This is a genomic window from Pseudomonadota bacterium, assembly GCA_023229365.1.
In the GTDB taxonomy this organism is placed as follows: domain Bacteria; phylum Myxococcota_A; class Polyangia; order JAAYKL01; family JAAYKL01; genus JALNZK01.
In genome coordinates, this window is sequence record JALNZK010000072.1 from 1 (window position 1) to 15311 (window position 15311).

15 protein-coding genes are annotated in these 15311 nt (G+C 69.0%); 10 read left to right on the forward strand and 5 right to left on the reverse strand.

Annotated elements, in window-relative coordinates:
- From M0R80_21520 to M0R80_21560, 9 genes are all read left to right on the forward strand, one after another.
- On the forward strand, positions 1-677 hold a 677-nt coding region (locus tag M0R80_21520), incomplete at its 5' end, for an amidohydrolase family protein (protein MCK9462215.1).
- Positions 674-1882, forward strand: coding sequence for a YgeY family selenium metabolism-linked hydrolase (locus M0R80_21525; GenBank protein MCK9462216.1), 1209 nt, complete (start codon positions 674-676; stop codon positions 1880-1882). The genes M0R80_21520 and M0R80_21525, both read left to right, overlap by 4 nt.
- Complete coding sequence (thrC, locus tag M0R80_21530; protein MCK9462217.1) at positions 1879-3072, forward strand: threonine synthase; 1194 nt, start codon at positions 1879-1881, stop codon at positions 3070-3072. The genes M0R80_21525 and thrC overlap by 4 nt, the downstream gene beginning before the upstream one ends.
- Positions 3069-4439 (forward strand): amidohydrolase family protein, encoded by a 1371-nt coding sequence (locus tag M0R80_21535; GenBank protein MCK9462218.1) that lies wholly within the window; start codon positions 3069-3071, stop codon positions 4437-4439. Before thrC ends, M0R80_21535 begins: the two co-directional genes overlap by 4 nt.
- On the forward strand, positions 4436-6676 hold the full coding sequence (locus M0R80_21540) for a xanthine dehydrogenase family protein molybdopterin-binding subunit (protein ID MCK9462219.1): 2241 nt from the start codon (positions 4436-4438) through the stop codon (positions 6674-6676). The genes M0R80_21535 and M0R80_21540 overlap by 4 nt, the downstream gene beginning before the upstream one ends.
- A complete protein-coding gene (locus M0R80_21545; GenBank protein ID MCK9462220.1) occupies positions 6673-7155 on the forward strand; it encodes a (2Fe-2S)-binding protein in 483 nt (160 codons plus the stop codon). The genes M0R80_21540 and M0R80_21545 overlap by 4 nt, the downstream gene beginning before the upstream one ends.
- 11 nt (positions 7156-7166) lie before the next feature.
- Positions 7167-8363, forward strand: coding sequence for a knotted carbamoyltransferase YgeW (gene ygeW, locus M0R80_21550; GenBank protein MCK9462221.1), 1197 nt, complete (start codon positions 7167-7169; stop codon positions 8361-8363).
- A gap of 20 nt (positions 8364-8383) precedes the next feature.
- Positions 8384-9841: a pyridoxal-phosphate dependent enzyme gene (locus M0R80_21555; GenBank protein MCK9462222.1), complete on the forward strand. Its 1458-nt coding sequence runs from the start codon at positions 8384-8386 to the stop codon at positions 9839-9841.
- A 21-nt stretch (positions 9842-9862) separates the two neighbouring features.
- Entirely contained in the window at positions 9863-10330 is a 468-nt protein-coding gene (locus M0R80_21560; GenBank protein ID MCK9462223.1) for a CAP domain-containing protein, read from the forward strand.
- A gap of 50 nt (positions 10331-10380) precedes the next feature.
- Here M0R80_21560 and M0R80_21565 read toward each other — a convergent pair whose 3' ends face one another.
- The gene (locus M0R80_21565) at positions 10381-11277 is read right to left on the reverse strand and encodes a diacylglycerol kinase family lipid kinase (GenBank protein MCK9462224.1); all 897 of its coding nucleotides are present in this window, start codon (positions 11275-11277) and stop codon (positions 10381-10383) included.
- A 181-nt stretch (positions 11278-11458) separates the two neighbouring features.
- Entirely contained in the window at positions 11459-12019 is a 561-nt protein-coding gene (locus M0R80_21570) for a hypothetical protein (protein MCK9462225.1), read from the reverse strand.
- 165 nt (positions 12020-12184) lie between these two features.
- Between M0R80_21570 and M0R80_21575 the strand changes: the two genes are divergently transcribed.
- Complete coding sequence (locus tag M0R80_21575; protein MCK9462226.1) at positions 12185-12679, forward strand: YchJ family protein; 495 nt, start codon at positions 12185-12187, stop codon at positions 12677-12679.
- A 17-nt stretch (positions 12680-12696) separates the two neighbouring features.
- Here M0R80_21575 and M0R80_21580 read toward each other — a convergent pair whose 3' ends face one another.
- From M0R80_21580 to M0R80_21590, 3 genes are all read right to left on the reverse strand, one after another.
- Positions 12697-13500 (reverse strand): nucleotidyl transferase AbiEii/AbiGii toxin family protein, encoded by an 804-nt coding sequence (locus tag M0R80_21580; GenBank protein ID MCK9462227.1) that lies wholly within the window; start codon positions 13498-13500, stop codon positions 12697-12699.
- Complete coding sequence (locus M0R80_21585) at positions 13497-14138, reverse strand: hypothetical protein (protein ID MCK9462228.1); 642 nt, start codon at positions 14136-14138, stop codon at positions 13497-13499. The genes M0R80_21580 and M0R80_21585 overlap by 4 nt, the downstream gene beginning before the upstream one ends.
- Positions 14139-14202: 64 nt before the next feature.
- Entirely contained in the window at positions 14203-15177 is a 975-nt protein-coding gene (locus tag M0R80_21590; GenBank protein MCK9462229.1) for an NAD-dependent epimerase/dehydratase family protein, read from the reverse strand.
- Between the last annotated feature and the right edge of the window lie 134 nt (positions 15178-15311).

Here is a 15311-nt window from a genome sequence, read left to right on the forward strand (position 1 = left end):
ACGCGCACGTCGCCGAGGACCGCTGCGACCTCGCGCACGCCCGTGCCGAGGGGTTCACAGGGCCGCTCGACCGGCTCGCGAAGCTCGGCGTCCTGCGCCGCGGGAGCCTCCTCGCCCACTGCGTCCACCTCGCGGACGAGGAGCTCGCGCTGCTCGACGCCGCGGACGCGTTCGTGATCCACAACCCCGAGTCCAACTTCAACAACGCGGTGGGCTACGCGGACCTCGACAGGGTGCCGCTCGAGCGCCTCCTCTTGGGCACGGACGGCATGAGCTCGGACATGCCGGGGGCGGCGCGCTTCGCCTTCCTCGCGTACGCCGGGCTCGGCAAGGGCGGTCGCGATCCGCTCGCGCTCGCATCGAGGATGCTGTTCGACAACCCGTCCGGCCGTATCTCGGCGCTCTTCGGCCGCCCGGTCGGGCGGATCGTCGAGGGGTCGCCGGCCGACCTCGCGATCTTCGACTACCGCTCGCCGACGCCGGTCGACGGCGGGAGCTTCGCCGGGCACCTGCTCTACGGCCTCGCGCCCGCGCCGCTCGCCGCCTGGGTCTACGCGAACGGCACGCCGGTCGTGGAGAACGGCGCCGTGCGCGGCGTCGACGAGGCCGAGGTCCTAGAGGCCGCGAAGGTCGCGGCCGAGGCGGTCTGGAAACGCGTTTCGGAGATGACACCATGACGAACCAGTACGGGAAGATCGCCGCGCGGGCCGAGGCGCTCGCGCCGCACATCGCCGAGGATCTGTGCGACATGATCCGCGTGCCGTCGTTCTCCACGAAGGAGAAGGAGGTCGCGGCGCTGATCGCGGACAAGATGCGGCGGGACGGCTTCGACGAGGTGCGCCTCGACGGGCTCGGGAGCGTCGTCGGCCGCATCGGCGACGGGAAGCGCTCCATCGCGTTCGACGCGCACATCGACACGGTCTACCCCGGCGAGCGCGCCAACTGGCGCTTCGATCCGTTCGACGGGCGCGTGGCGGACGGGAAGGTCTGGGGCCGCGGCTCGGTGGATCAGGAGGGCGGCATGGCGTCGATGCTCGCCGCCGGCAGGCTGATCCGGGAGCTCGGGCTCGGCAACGGCCTCACGGTCTGGTTCACCGGGACCGTGATGGAGGAGGACTGCGACGGGCTGTGCTGGCACTACCTCATCGAAGAGGAGAAGCTCGCCCCGGATCTCGTCGTCATCACCGAGCCGACCAACCTGAACGTCTACAGGGGCCACCGCGGGCGCATGGAGCTGACCGTCGAGATCCGCGGCGTCTCCTGCCACGGCTCCGCCCCCGAGCGAGGCGACAACGCGATCTACAAGATCGCCCGCATCGCGCTCGAGATCGAGAAGCTGAACGGCCGCCTCAAGGACGACCCGTTCCTCGGCAAGGGGACCGTGACCGTCTCCGAGCTCGTCACCGGCTCGCCCTCGCAGTGCGCGGTCGCCGACTACGCGCGCCTCTACCTCGACCGCCGCCTGACCGCCGGCGAGACCCGCGAGAGCGCGATCGCCGAGGTGCGGGACGCCGCCGCCCGCGCGGGCTACCCGGACGCGGAGGTGAAGGTGCCGGTCTACGAGGAGAAGGCGTACACCGGCCTCTCCTACCCGATGGACAAGTACTACCCCACGTGGACCCTCGAGGAGGGGTCGCCGTGGCTCGCGCACGCGCTCGCCGCGTACGAGGGCGTGCTCGGGGTGAAGCCGCGCGTCGACAAGTGGACGTTCAGCACGAACGGCGTGGCGATCCGCGGCCTGCACGGCATCCCGTGCATCGGCATGGGGCCGGGCGACGAGGTGCTCGCGCACGCGCCGAACGAGGCGTGCCCGGTCGATCACCTCTGGAAGGCCGCGGCGTTCTACGCGGCGCTCGTCGCGGAGATAGGAGCGTCGCGTTGAGCGGCGCCCTCTTCGAGTGGGCGTGCACCGGCTGCGGCGCGGTCTACGCGCGCGACGCGGTCCGCTACCTTTGCCCGAGCTGCTCCGCTTCGTGGGCGCCAGGCGCGCCGCTCGAGGGCGTGCTCGAGGCCCGCTTCGACTTCGCGGCGATCGCGGATCGCCTGGAGGCCGGCGGCCGCATCGAAGAGCTCCTGTGCGCCGTGGAGCCCAGGTTCCACCCGCCCTTCCCTGTCGGCCGGACCCCGCTCTTCCCGGCGCCGAGACTCGGGGCGGAGCTCGGGTTGGATGATCTGTGGATCAAGAACGACGGACAGAATCCCAGCGGCTCGCTCAAGGATCGGGCGTCGTTTCTCGTGGTCGCCGAGGCGATCCGGCTCGGCGAGGAGACTATCGTGGCCGCCTCGACGGGCAACGCGGCGTCGGCGCTCGCGGCGGTGTGCGCGGCCGCCGGCCGGACCGCCGTGATCTACGTCCCGAGGGCCGCGCCGCGGGCCAAGCTCGTGCAGATGGTGCTGTACGGCGCCGACGTGCGGCTCGTGGACGGGACGTACGACGACGCCTTCGCGCTCTCGATCGCGCACACCGCGGAGCGGGGCGGACTGAACCGGAACACCGCGTACCACCCGCTCACCATCGAGGGGAAGAAGACGGTCTCGCTCGAGATCGCCGAGGCGCTCGGCGAGGCGCCCGACTGGGTCGTCGTGCCCGCGGGCGACGGCGTCATCATCTCCGGCGTGTGGAAGGGGTTCGCGGATCTGCACCGCCTCGGCGCGATCGCGAGGCCGCCGCGGCTCGTGTGCGTGCAGGCCGAGTCGTCGGACGCCATCCACCGCTACGTCACGACCGGCGTCTACTCGAACGCCGCGAGCCCGCGCACGATCGCGGACTCGATCTCCGTGCGCGCGCCGAGCAACGCCCACATGGCGAAGCGGGCCGTGGAGGAGAGCCGGGGCCTCTCGGTGACCGTGACCGACGACGAGATCCTCGCGGCGCAGCGGACGCTCGCGCGGACGACGGGGGTCTTCGCGGAGCCGGCGGCTGCGGCCTCGATCGCCGGGCTCGAGAAGATCCGCGATCACGTCGGCCCCGGGGAGCGCGTCGTCGCGCTCGTCACCGGCCACGGGCTGAAGGACGTCGACGCCGCGATGCGCGGCATCGAGATGCCCGGCTCCGCCGAGGGGAAGCGTTGACCGACCTCGTCCTCAGCGGCGGCACGCTCGTGCTCGAGGATCGCGCCGAGGTCGGAACGATCGTCGTGCGGGACGGCCGCATCGCGGAGGTCGGCGCGTCCGCGCAGGGAGGAACCGGCGCCACGCGGATCGACTGCACCGGCTCCTACGTCCTCCCGGGCCTCATCGATTTTCATGTCCACATCGACGATCGCATCGGGCCGTTCGCGCTCGCCGACACCTGGGCGACCGGCTCGGCGGCCGCCCTGCCCTCGGGCGTCACGTCGCTCGTCGCGTTCGCGACCCAGCGACACGACGGCTCCGCGTCCGTCGTCGAGGCGGTCGACGCGGCGCTCGCGCGGGCGCGGGGCAGATCGCGCTGCGACTACGCGCTCCACGTCACGCCCACGCTTTGGGACGATGAGGCGTGGCGATCCCTCGAGATCCTCGCGGCGCGCGGCCACAAGACCGTCAAGCTGTACACGACGTACGCCGAGGCCGGCCTGCTCGCCGAGGCTGCGATCGTCGAACGCGTGCTCCGCCGCGCGGCCGAGCTCGATCTCGTCGTTCTCCTGCACTGCGAGGACGACGCGGCGTTGCGTCGGGCCGCGGCCGACCCCGCGCTCGATTGGTCCGACGCGCGGACGCACACCGGAGCGAGGCCGCCCGAGGCCGAGCTTCGGGCGGTGGAGACGGCGATCGCTCTTTGCAGGGAGACGGGCGGGCGGTTGCACATCGTGCACGTGTCCACGCCGGCGGCGGCCCGGCTGATCCGCAAGGCGGCGACCGCTCTGCCCGTATCCTGCGAGACGTGCCCGCAGTACCTCGCGCTCGACGAGTCGAAGCTCGCGGGCCCGGACGGGTTTTGCTACCTCTGCTCGCCGCCCCTCAGGAGCCCCGGGATGCGGGCGGAAATGCTCGAGCTCGCGCGTTCCGGGGCGTTCGATCTGATCGCCACGGATCACTGCGCCTTCTCGCGCGCGGACAAGGCGGTCGGCGCCGGGCGCGACGTGCGCGAGACCCCGAGCGGCCTCGCCGGGATGGGCGCGCTCGCCCCGCTCTGCCGGGAGCTCCTGCTCGACGATCCTGCCGACGAGCGCGCGCTGTGCGGCTTCGCGCGCATGCTGTCGACCGCCCCGGCGAAGCTCGCCGGGCTCTTCCCGAAGAAGGGGAGCCTGCGCGTCGGGGCGGACGCGGACATCGTCGTGGCACGCCTCGACGCCGCGCCCGAGCCCATCCGATCGACGATCGTCGATGCGCACGAGCCCTACGCCGGATGGCGCTCGCGCTGGCGCGCGGATCGCGTATACCTGAGGGGAGCACTCGCGGCGCGGGACGGGAAGATCGTCCCCGGCGGGCCTCTGGGAGAGCCGGGGTGGGCGGTATGAGCAAGGCGTGGCGCAACGACGCCGAGGCGAAGGTCACCGGGCGGGCGCGCTACACGGACGACCTCGAGGTCAAGGGCGCCCTGCACGCGGTCCCCGTCTACGCCGAGCACACCCGCGCCCGCCTGCGCGGCGTCGACGTCTCGCAGGCGGCTTCGCGTCCCGGGGTCGTGCGCGTGCTCACGTCGAAGGACGTCCCCGGGACGGCGGTCTTCGGCCAGATCCAGCGCGACTACCCGATGTTCGTCTCGGACGCGATCCGCAGCCGGGGCGACGTCGTGGCGCTCGTGGTCGCAAAGACACGCGCCGAGGCGATCGCCGCGATCCCGTTCGTGCGCGTCGATGAGGAGCCGCTGCCCGCGATCACCGACCCGGAGGAGGCGCTGCGCGAAGGCGCCCCGCTCGTGCACGAGGCCAAGGGCACCAACGTCGTGAACCACCACAAGGTGCGCCGGGGCGACCCGGACGCCTCGCTCGCGGGATCGCACCTCGTGCTGCGCGAGCGGTTCACGACGCAGCGCGTCGAGCACGCGTACCTCGAGCCCGAGGCCGCGCTCTGCGTCCCGCGCCAGGACGGCGTGATGGAGGTCTACGGGAGCATGCAGCACCCGTTCTCCACTCGGCGCTTCGTGGCCGCGCTGCTCGGCGCGAAGCTCGCGGACGTCGAGGTGAGATCGGTCCCCATGGGCGGCGGCTTCGGCGGCAAGGACGACACGGCGGCGATCGTCTGCGCCCGGGCCGCCCTCGCGGCAGCGCTCACGGGCCGGCCGGTCAAGACGACCTACGACCGCGAGTGGTCGATGCGCGAGAGCTACAAGCGCCACCCCTACGCGCTCGACTACGAGGTGGGGTTCGGCGCGGACGGGAGGATCTCCGGCGCGCGCGTCCGCATCGTCGCCGACGCCGGGGCGTACTGCTCGGTGACGCCGTGGGTCACCTGGCGCTCCACCGTGCAGTGCTGCGGGCCGTACGACGTCCCGGCCGTCCGCTGCGACGTGTACGGCGTGCACACGAACAACGTGTTCACCGGCGCGATGCGCGGCTTCGGATCGCCGCAGGTGAACTTCGCGGTCGAGCAGCTCATGGACATGGCGGCCGACGAGCTCGGGATCTCGCCCGTGGAGATCCGGCGGCGCAACATGGTGCGCCAGGGCTCGACGACGATCACCGGGCAGCGTCTCGACGGCCACGTCGTGAGCCTGCCCCAGGTGCTCGACGCCGTGCTCGACGCGTCGCGCTTCGAGGAGAAGCTCGCGCGCTGCTCGCGCGGCGAGGGCGACATCCTGTACGGCGTCGGGCTCGCGATGAGCACCCGCGGGATGAGCCTCGGCGCCGAGGGGATGGACTTCAACGCGGCGATCGTGAACGTGCAGCGCGACGGCTCGATCCTGCTCGAGGTGGCGATCCACGAGAACGGCCAGGGCGCCGAGAGCGCCATGGTGCTCCTGCTGGCCGGTCTGCTCGGCGTGGACAAGGCCCGCGTCCGGTACCGGATGGCGTCGACCTCCAACATCCCGGACGGCGGCACGACCGTGGCCTCGCGGGGCACGCTCATGGGCGGCGGCGCGCTCGTCGACGCGGCGGACCGGCTCAAGGGCCGGATGGCCGCGGTCGCGTCCCGGGCGCTCGGCTGCGCCCCGGCCGACGTCGTGTTCGCGGACGAGACGCTGCGCGACATGAAGAGCGGCGCGAGCATCGGCTTCGACGACGCGGTGCGCGAGATGTACCTCGCGCAGGAGCACCCGTACGCGTTCGGCTCCTTCAAGGCGCCCAAGGTCTCCTGGGACGAGGAGACCGGCCAGGGGAACGCCTACTTCACCTGGGTGTACGGCGCCCAGGTCGTCGAGCTCGAGGCGGACGCGCGCTCGGGGAAGATCAGGCTCCTGCACGCCTGGGCCGCGCACGACGTCGGGCGCGCCCTGAACCCCCCCGCCCTGCTCGGGCAGTTCTACGGCGGCATGGCGATGGGGATCGGCTACGGGCTGCACGAGGACGCCGCCTCCCGCGACGGCGCGCTCGAGGCGCAGAACTTCGACCGCTACACGATCCCGCGCGCCAAGGACCTGCCGGAGATGACCGCCATCATCGTCGAGAACGCCGATCCGCTCTCGCCGAGCGGCGCCAAGGGGATCGGCGAGCCCACGAACGAGCTCATGGCGCCGGCGATCGCGAACGCGCTGGCGCGGGCGACGGGGCGGCGGTTCCTCCGCCTGCCCGTGCGGCTCGAGGTGGCGCGATGATAGTCGCGGTCAACGGCGTCGAGCGCGCGGTCGATCCGAAGGACGAGGGCGCGCCGCTGCTCGAGTGGCTGCGCGAGCGGCTCGGGCTCACGGGCGCGAAGAACGGCTGCGGCATCGGCCGCTGCGGCGCTTGCACGGTGCTCGTCGACGACAAGCCGACGCTTGCGTGCCGGACGAAGGTCTCCGAGGTGGCCGGCAAGGCGGTGAAGACGATCGAGGGGATGGAGGACGCGGACGGCACCCTGCACCCGATCCAGCGGGCGTTCGTGGAGCACGGCGCCATCCAGTGCGGCTTCTGCACGCCCGGGATGGTGCTGCGCGCGCACGGCTTCCTCCTCAAGAACCCCGCCCCGTCGCGCGAGGCGATCCGCAAGGCGATCTCGCCCAACCTCTGCCGCTGCACCGGCTACCAGCAGATCATCGACGCCATCGAGGCCGCGTCGCCCTTCTACCCGCCGGAGCGCGGAAAACGGGATTGAGGGATCGGGACATGAACGAGAAGACGAACGACATCATCGCGGCGCTCGAGGAGCTCCACCTGGGCACCTACGGCGAGGACTTCCTGCTCACCTGGGAGAAGAGCGACGCGGACGTCCGCGGCGTGGCGCTCATCGCCAAGGCGCTCAGGGAGCTGCACCGGCAGGGCAAGAGCTTCCGGATCTTCGACACCGGGCTCGCCGTGTCGATCTTCCGGGACAAGTCGACGCGCACGCGGTTCAGCTTCGCTTCGGCGGCGAACGCCCTCGGGCTCGGAGTCTCGGATCTCGACGAGGAGAAGTCGCAGATCGCCCACGGCGAGACGGTGCGCGAGACCGCGAACATGATCTCGTTCCTCACCGAGGCGATCGGCATCCGCGACGACATGTTCCTCGGCGAGGGGAACGCCTACATGCGGGAGGTCGCCGCGTCCGTCACCGAGGGGTTCGAGAAGAAGGTGCTGCACCGCCGCCCGACGCTCGTCAACCTCCAGTGCGACGTCGACCACCCGACCCAGTCCATGGCGGATCTGCTCGCGCTCGAGGCGCGCTTCGGCTCTTTCGAGGCGCTCAAGGGCCGGAAGATCGCCATGACGTGGGCGTACTCGCCGAGCTACGGCAAGCCCCTGTCCGTGCCGCAGGGGATCATCGGCCTCCTGACCCGCTTCGGCATGCACGTCAGCCTCGCCCACCCCGAGGGCTACGACCTCATCCCGGAGGTCGAGGCGGTCGCGCGCGAGAACGCCGCGGCCTCGGGCGGCAGCTTCACGAAGGCGGCGAGCATGGAGGCCGCGTTCGCAGAAGCGGACGTCGTGTACCCCAAGTCGTGGGCGCCCTACACGGTCATGCAGCGCCGCACCGGGCTGCTCAAGGCGGGCGACAAGCCCGGGCTCGCCGCGCTCGAGCGCGAGTGCCTCGCCAACAACGCGAGGTTCCAATCGTGGGAGTGCGACCGCGCCAAGATGGACCTGACCAAGGGCAAGGCGGCGCTCTACATGCACTGCCTGCCGGCGGACATCTCGGGCGTGTCGTGCGAACGCGGCGAGGTCGCGAAGGACGTGTTCGAGCAGTACCGCATCGACACCTACGCCGAGGCCGGTTTCAAGCCGTTCGTCATCGCCGCGATGATCTTCGCGTCCAAGGTGAAGGACCCCGCGCTCGCGCTCGCGAAGATCTCCGCGAGGGGCAGGGACGCGCTGTCGCTCGACTGACCCGAACAAGGAGAGAGCCCATGTCACGCATCATCCCCCGCCTCGACGAGAAGACCATCGCGAAGACCGCGAAGCGCTGCAAGGAGCGCGGCATCCGCATCCCGACCTTCGCCGAACTGCGCGATCCTTCGCTGATCCCGAAGGCTGTCACCGCGCGGCTGCCCGCGGTCGGCCTGTGGGACGTCGATCCTATCAACCTCTACCGGATCACCTGGAAGAACGACGTCGCGACCGGGCTCTACGGCCGGGTCAACCGCTTCGAGATCCCGCAGGCGCTCTCTGGCGTCCGCGCCCGCATCGTCGGCCTCGTCGGCAAGTTCTTCCCCACCGGCGCCCACAAGGTCGGCGCCGCGTTCGGCTGCCTCGTGCCGCGCCTCGTGAGCGGCGCGTTCGACCCGACCCGGGACAAGGCGGTCTGGCCCTCGACCGGCAACTTCTGCCGCGGCGGCGCGTTCGACTGCGCCCTGCTCGGCTGCACGGCCGTGGCGATCCTGCCGGAGGAGATGTCGAAGGAGCGCTTCGACTGGCTGCGAGAGATCGGCGCCGAGGTGATCGCCACGAAGGGCTGCGAGTCGAACGTGAAGGAGATCTACGACAAGTGCTGGGAGCTGCGCGCCGACGCGAAGAACGTCATCTTCAACCAGTTCGAGGAGTTCGGGAACCCGATCTTCCACTACAACGTGACCGGCCCGGCGATCGAGGAGGCCTACGATGAGCTCGCGACCCCGCGCACGCGCCTCGCGGCGTACATCTCGGCCACGGGCTCCGCGGGCACCATCGCCGCCGGCGACTACCTCAAGAAGCGGCACGGCGGCGCGCGCACCGTGGCGAGCGAGGCGCTGCAGTGCCCCACCCTCCTGCGGAACGGCTTCGGCGGGCACCGCATCGAGGGGATCGGCGACAAGCACGTGCCGTGGGTACACAATGTGCGCAACACCGACGCGATCGCGGCGATCGACGACGCGGACTGCATCCGCCTCATGCGGCTGTTCAACACCCCCGCCGGCAGGGACGAGCTCGCCCGCGCCGGCGTGGACGCGGCGGTCGTCGAGCAGCTGCCGCTCCTCGGCATCTCGAGCATCGGGAACCTGCTCGCGGCCATCAAGACCGCGAAGCACTTCGAGCTCGATGAGGACGATGTCGTCTTCACCGTCTTCACGGACTCGATGGAGCTCTACGGCTCGCGGCTCGAGGAGGCGGAACGGGCGGGCGGCGAGTACACGGCGCGCGACGCGGCCGGCGACCTCCAGCGTGCGCTCCTCGGCCAGGGGATCGACAGCTTCAAGGAGCTCGGATACTGGGACCGCAAGGCGATCCACAACCTGAAGTACTTCACCTGGATCGAGCAGCAGGGCCGTGAGCTCGCGGAGCTGAACGCGCAGTGGTCGCCCGAGTACTGGCGCGCGATGTTCGAGGACGAGCTGCCCGAGTTCGAGGCGCTGATCCAGGGGTTCAACGCGCTCATCGACGGGATGTGATCCCGGGGGAGGTTGGATGTGATGATCACAAAGAAGATCCTCTTGCTCGTAGGGGCGATGGCCTGCCTCGCCCTCCTCGTCGCCTGCGACGACGACGGCGACGGCCGCGGCCCGCTCGACGCGCAGAGCGACGCGTGCGTCGATCGGATCAACGGCTTCCGCGCGACGATCGACCTGCCCCCGCTCGACAGGTGGGCCGACGCCGAGCCGTGCGCGGACGACCAGGCCAAGTCGGACAGCGAGACCGGCGTCTTCCACGGCGCGTTCGGGCAGTGCGACGAAAACGCGCAGAACGAGTGCCCGGGCTGGCCGTCCTACGACGACGTCATCGAGGGCTGCCTCCAGATGATGTGGGACGAAGGGCCGGGCGAGCCGTATGAGGAGCACGGCCACTACATCAACATGACGAACCCGGCCTACACGGAGGTCGCTTGCGGCTTCTACACGACGCCCGACGGCTCCGTCTGGGCGGTCCAGGACTTCAGGTAGCTTGTGTCAGAACCGACGGGGGTCGGCCAGACCCCTGTGGCTCTTCCTTACTACGCTATCACAGGCTTCTCGGGTACCAGCACGGTGAGCGCGCCCGGCAGCACTGTCGCGTCGATCGGCGTCGTCCCGATCATGTCTCCGTCTGCCTGGACCTGCAGCGGGATATTACTCCGGATGCTGACGGTCTTCTCAGCCCTGATGAAGTGCGTCTCGCGATTCCCGGTCCAGCCCACGGCGACTCCGATGAGGCAACGGAGATAACCCCAAATCGTCTTCATGCTCAATATCCAGACGCCGAGATGTCCGTCATCGATCAGAAGCTCCGGCCCTTTGGGGTAGAGCTTTTTGCCGAGCAATCCGCAGTTCATGATCGTCACCTCGACAGCGCGATATGGGTGCGCATTGCCGTCGACCTCGACCACAAGATATCGGGGCCTGGACGAAAACACCTTGAGAAGGGCGGTCCCGAGATAGGCCAGGCGCCCGAAACGGCTTTTGCTCTTGCGTGTCGTGTCGCCGATGACCGAAGCACTGATGCCGACGCTGGCGTTGAGGAGGTACACACGCTCGCCGATTCGCATGGTGTCGATCTTTCTCGTGCGGTGCGCGCCGGCGATGAGCGCAACGGCAGCATCTATTTCGTCGGGGATGTCGAGCTCGTTTGCGAGCAGATTTGCAGTCCCCGCGGGGACGATGCCGAGAGGGATCGAGCTCCCCGCAAGGCTGTCGCTGACGGCGGAGACCGTGCCGTCCCCTCCCGCGGCGATGACAAGATCGAAGCCCTCCTTCAGACGCCGACGCACGATTTCCGAAAGCTGATCCCCCTTGCGCGTTTCGTACACCTCGTATTCGATGCGGCCTGCCGTGAAATGGCGGATCAGCGCATCACTCAGTAGCTGCCTCTCTTTATCCCCTGCCGCAGGGTTGAATATGACAAGAGCTTTCATGCGCATAAGCTCGACCCCTCGCGAACTGTATCACGGCTCGGAGAGCAAACGAGGTGGACGGATTGGACCAAGTGGACGGAGTGGACGGTGAAGGGCCCGTGAAGTCCGAATTCTCGTGAGCTACACGTCGTTGCGGACGCAACGAACATAGTTCCACATCCGCCCCGCCCCGTTTCCTGCTTCACTCCGCCACCGCGAGACTGGCCTCGATCTGCGCGAACCCCGCCCGGTTCTTCTCGGCGTCCTCGAGCGCCTCCTGCACGCAGACGGTGAACGTCCTGCCGCCGGCCTTGAAGACGTGCAGCGCACCGCGGTGGCGCACGCCCAGGATGCTCGCCTCGTAGGAGCAGCTGAGCGTCTCGAAGGCGCCGTACCTGCCGGGCACGTCGTCGGTGAAGCGCAGGTTCGAGCTCCTGTAGATGATGTTCGTGGCGAGCTCCTTGCGGTACAGGTCCATATAGTCGCCGACCTCCATGGGCACCTTCAGCCAGGTGACCACCGCGAGCCCGCTGGACGAGAAGCCGTCCTTCTCCACCGACACCGTGTAGCCCATGCCCTCGACGTCCATCGCGTCGGTGATCTTCCAGCCCATGGGGCAGGTCAGGGAGACGCCGTCCCTGGAGAACGGGGTCTCCGGCGACTCGGCGCACGAAGCCACCAGCAGGCTCGCGAGGACGAGCCGGACGATCGGGCCGTTCGGCTCACGGCCCGCATGAGCACCCTCCGCCACACCGCGAGCCACCACGAGCCTCCTTCCGCGTCGTTCCCCGATCCCTCGCGAACTGTATCACAGCTCGGAGAAGCTCTGATGGACGCGAATTCGCGCCTCTTCCACAATCGACCGTGCTATTTTGTCTCCCGCCGTGCGGCTTCGCGCGGCGAGAGCGTCACCTGCGGAGGTCATCGAATGAGCGCAAACCCCTGCCCCTGTGGTTCCGAAAAGGGCTTCGCCCAGTGCTGCGGCCCGCTGCTCGCGGGAAGGCGCGAGGCGAAGACCGCCGAGGAGCTGATGCGCTCCCGCTACACGGCGTTCGTGAAGGCCGACGTCGCGTACGTCGAGAAGACGCGCCACCCGCGCAGCTCCAACGACTTCGACGAGGAGGCCGTCCGCGCGTGGGCGGAGGGCTCCGTGTGGAAGGGGCTCGAGATCAAGAAGACCGACGGCGGCGGGGCGGACGACGACAACGGCACGGTCGACTTCGTCGCGTCCTACGAGGAGGACGGCGAGCTGCAAAAGCACGAGGAGCACGCCGTGTTCCTTAGGCTCGACGGGCGCTGGACGTTCGTGGACGGCGACTACGTCAAGCCCGAGACGTTCCACCGCGAGGCGCCCAAGGTGGGCCGCAACGACCCTTGCCCGTGCGGATCCGGCAAGAAGCACAAGAAGTGCTGCGGGGCCTAGGGCTCGCTCGCGGCCGGCTACGGGCCGGCGAGGGCCGCTGACAGGCTCTCGCGGGTGAGCAGGTTCCGATCCTCGGGCCGCTCGAGAAAGACCCGGACGTCGTCTGCCAGGGCCTCCACCTCGAGTTTCGCCAGCCTGTCCTGCAGATGTCGGCGCCAGTGTTCGGCGGCGAAACGCCCCTGCCCGTGGGTCTGGTCCAAGGCGTTTTGCAGCAGATCGACGTTGGGTTCGATGGGCGGACGGTGGGCGCGGTACCACACGAGGTCGAACCAGTCTCTGCCCTTTGGGTAGGATCGAGCCAGAAGCGCGTGCACCTTGCCGGCCATGAGCGAGCTCTGGTCATAGTGGCGGACGACAAAGGTCAGGTGCCTCCTGACGACGGTTCGCGACAAGCCGGCCCCGGCAGGCGGCCGCGTGTCGATCTCCAGTTTGATGGAGAGCTTCTGCCGCGGCGACGCAGCCAAGCCTGCCGCGAGCAGCAACCCCGGAAGACCCAGCCAGGCCGCGTTCACGGTCTTCTTCTCGTTCCAGCGCATGGTGCAGTCGAATCCCGAAAGCTCGAGCTCGGTCTTGACCTTCTTCAACCAGCGCCGCGGCTCGTAGCCCTGCTCGTCGACGAGCGAGAAGTCGAGATCCTCGGAATAGCGCGGCAGGTTCGAAAGAAAGCGCAGCGCGGTCCCGCCCACGAACGCCATCGAGCGGAACGCCTCGCTCTCGTGCAGGGAGCGCAGGACGAACGCCTGGAGGTACTCCCGCAGCAGGTTCAGCTTGCGTCCGGGGTCGTCGATCCTCGCGACCAGAGCCAGCGCCTCGTCCCTCATAGCGCGATCTCCCCTTCCCCCGCGGCGCTCGCGACCTTCGACCACAGGGCCGCGGCGCGACGCTGGCGCGGTCCGGCGACCCGAACGGCCATCTCCTCCAAGAGGGCGGTGTCGACGCCGGCCGCAGAAGAGAAGCGCATCTCCTCCATGCGCTCCGTCGTCCACTCGCCGCGGGACAGGTGAAAATAGTCGAGGATCGCCTTCTCGGGGGTCGCGACGAGCACGCTTCTGCCTGACAGTTGCACCGGCCGATAGCCGAAGAACAGCTCCCGCTTCACGTTGCGGTACGAGAACTCGCCGATGTCGTTGTGAAACCGCTGCGGCGGACGCGAGGTCACGCTGGTGAACACCGGGACGCTCTCCGGGATGAGGCCGTGGAAGGACAAGGCCCATTCGCAGCTCAAGTACGACGGCCGGTACAGCGCGTTCGCCAGCGCGGCGGGCTGAATGGGAACGCGACGGTAGCGCGGCGCGAGCGCGTACATGCCGCGTCGCAAGGGCACGACCCGACCGGACTTCGCGAGGCGGAAGAGCTGGTTGGAGATCGATTGCCGCCGCTCGTCCGAGAGCTGGACCAGGGTCGCCAGATCGAACCACTCCAGACCGCCGACCAGCGACACCAGGGAATCGAAGTTCATATGAGTTAATCTACATGATTGTAGATTATTGTAAATGAACTAGTGCTCGTCGGCTGTCCCCGGCCTACAGCTTCCCGGCCTTGTGGCGGGCGCGGAGCTTCTCGATCATGTCCTTGGTCATCTCGACCAGCCCGTAGCTCGGCTTCCAGCCCCACTCCTCGCGCGCGCAGCTGTCGTCCACGGAGCGCGGCCAGGAGTCGGCGATCGCCTGCCGGAAGTCGGGCTTGTACACGACCTCGAGGTTCGGGATGTGCTTTTTGATCTCGGCCGCGAGCTCGCCCGCGGAGAAGCTCATCGCGCCGAGGTTGAAGTCCGAGTGGTGTTTCAGCTTCTCGAACGGCGCCTCCATGAGGTCCATCGTGCCCTTCAGGCAGTCCGGCATGTACATCATCGGCAGGCGCGTGCGCTCCTCGACGAAGCACTCGTACTTCGCCTGCTTCACGGCCTCGTAGTAGATCGCCACGGCGTAGTCGGTCGTGCCGCCGCCGGGGGGCGTCTCGGAGCTGATGATCCCGGGGTAGCGCACGCCGCGGACGTCGAGGCCCCACTTCCGCACGTAGTAGTCGCAAACGAGCTCGCCGCACACCTTGGTGACGCCGTACATCGTCGTGGGCCGGAGCACCGTGTCGTTGGGCGTGTTTTCGAGCGGCGTGCCCGGGCCGAACGCCGCGATGGACGACGGGATGAACACCTGCGCCATCTTGTGGTCGCGGGCGACGTTCAGCACGTTGATGGTGCCGTTCATGTTCACGTCCCAGCACTTTTCGGGGTTCTTCTCGCCCACGGCGGACAGGAGCGCCGCCATGTGGACGATGGTGTCGATGTCGTGCTTCTTGACGATCTCCTCGACGGAGGCGCGATCCGAGACGTTGATGAAGTAGAACGGCCCAGAGTCGCGCAGCTCGGGCGCGGGCGGCGTCTTGCGGCCGGTGGCGACGACCTTGTCGGCGCCGTACTTCTTGCGCAGCTCGAGCGTGAGCTCGGAACCGATCTGCCCGACCGATCCGGTCACCAGGATGTTCTTGATCGCTTTGCTCATTTTCCACCTGTTCCTGTGTTGGCGCGGCTTTGGGCCGCGGCCGGCGGAGGTAAGCTACACCTTGCCGGATTCTGCGACAACTGCTAGCTTTCCGCCCCGGAGAAAGCGCGAAACAACACCCGATAAAGGGTCGT

Coding starts and splice junctions, on each gene's coding strand:
- M0R80_21565 (MCK9462224.1), bottom strand. CDS start 11,277: ATGAAAGCTCTTGTCATATTCAACCCTGCGGCAGGGGATAAAGAGAGG.
- ygeW (MCK9462221.1), top strand. CDS start 7,167: ATGAACGAGAAGACGAACGACATCATCGCGGCGCTCGAGGAGCTCCAC.
- M0R80_21580 (MCK9462227.1), bottom strand. CDS start 13,500: ATGAGGGACGAGGCGCTGGCTCTGGTCGCGAGGATCGACGACCCCGGA.
- M0R80_21560 (MCK9462223.1), top strand. CDS start 9,863: ATGATCACAAAGAAGATCCTCTTGCTCGTAGGGGCGATGGCCTGCCTC.
- M0R80_21590 (MCK9462229.1), bottom strand. CDS start 15,177: ATGAGCAAAGCGATCAAGAACATCCTGGTGACCGGATCGGTCGGGCAG.
- M0R80_21575 (MCK9462226.1), top strand. CDS start 12,185: ATGAGCGCAAACCCCTGCCCCTGTGGTTCCGAAAAGGGCTTCGCCCAG.
- M0R80_21555 (MCK9462222.1), top strand. CDS start 8,384: ATGTCACGCATCATCCCCCGCCTCGACGAGAAGACCATCGCGAAGACC.
- M0R80_21545 (MCK9462220.1), top strand. CDS start 6,673: ATGATAGTCGCGGTCAACGGCGTCGAGCGCGCGGTCGATCCGAAGGAC.
- M0R80_21540 (MCK9462219.1), top strand. CDS start 4,436: ATGAGCAAGGCGTGGCGCAACGACGCCGAGGCGAAGGTCACCGGGCGG.
- M0R80_21585 (MCK9462228.1), bottom strand. CDS start 14,138: ATGAACTTCGATTCCCTGGTGTCGCTGGTCGGCGGTCTGGAGTGGTTC.
- M0R80_21525 (MCK9462216.1), top strand. CDS start 674: ATGACGAACCAGTACGGGAAGATCGCCGCGCGGGCCGAGGCGCTCGCG.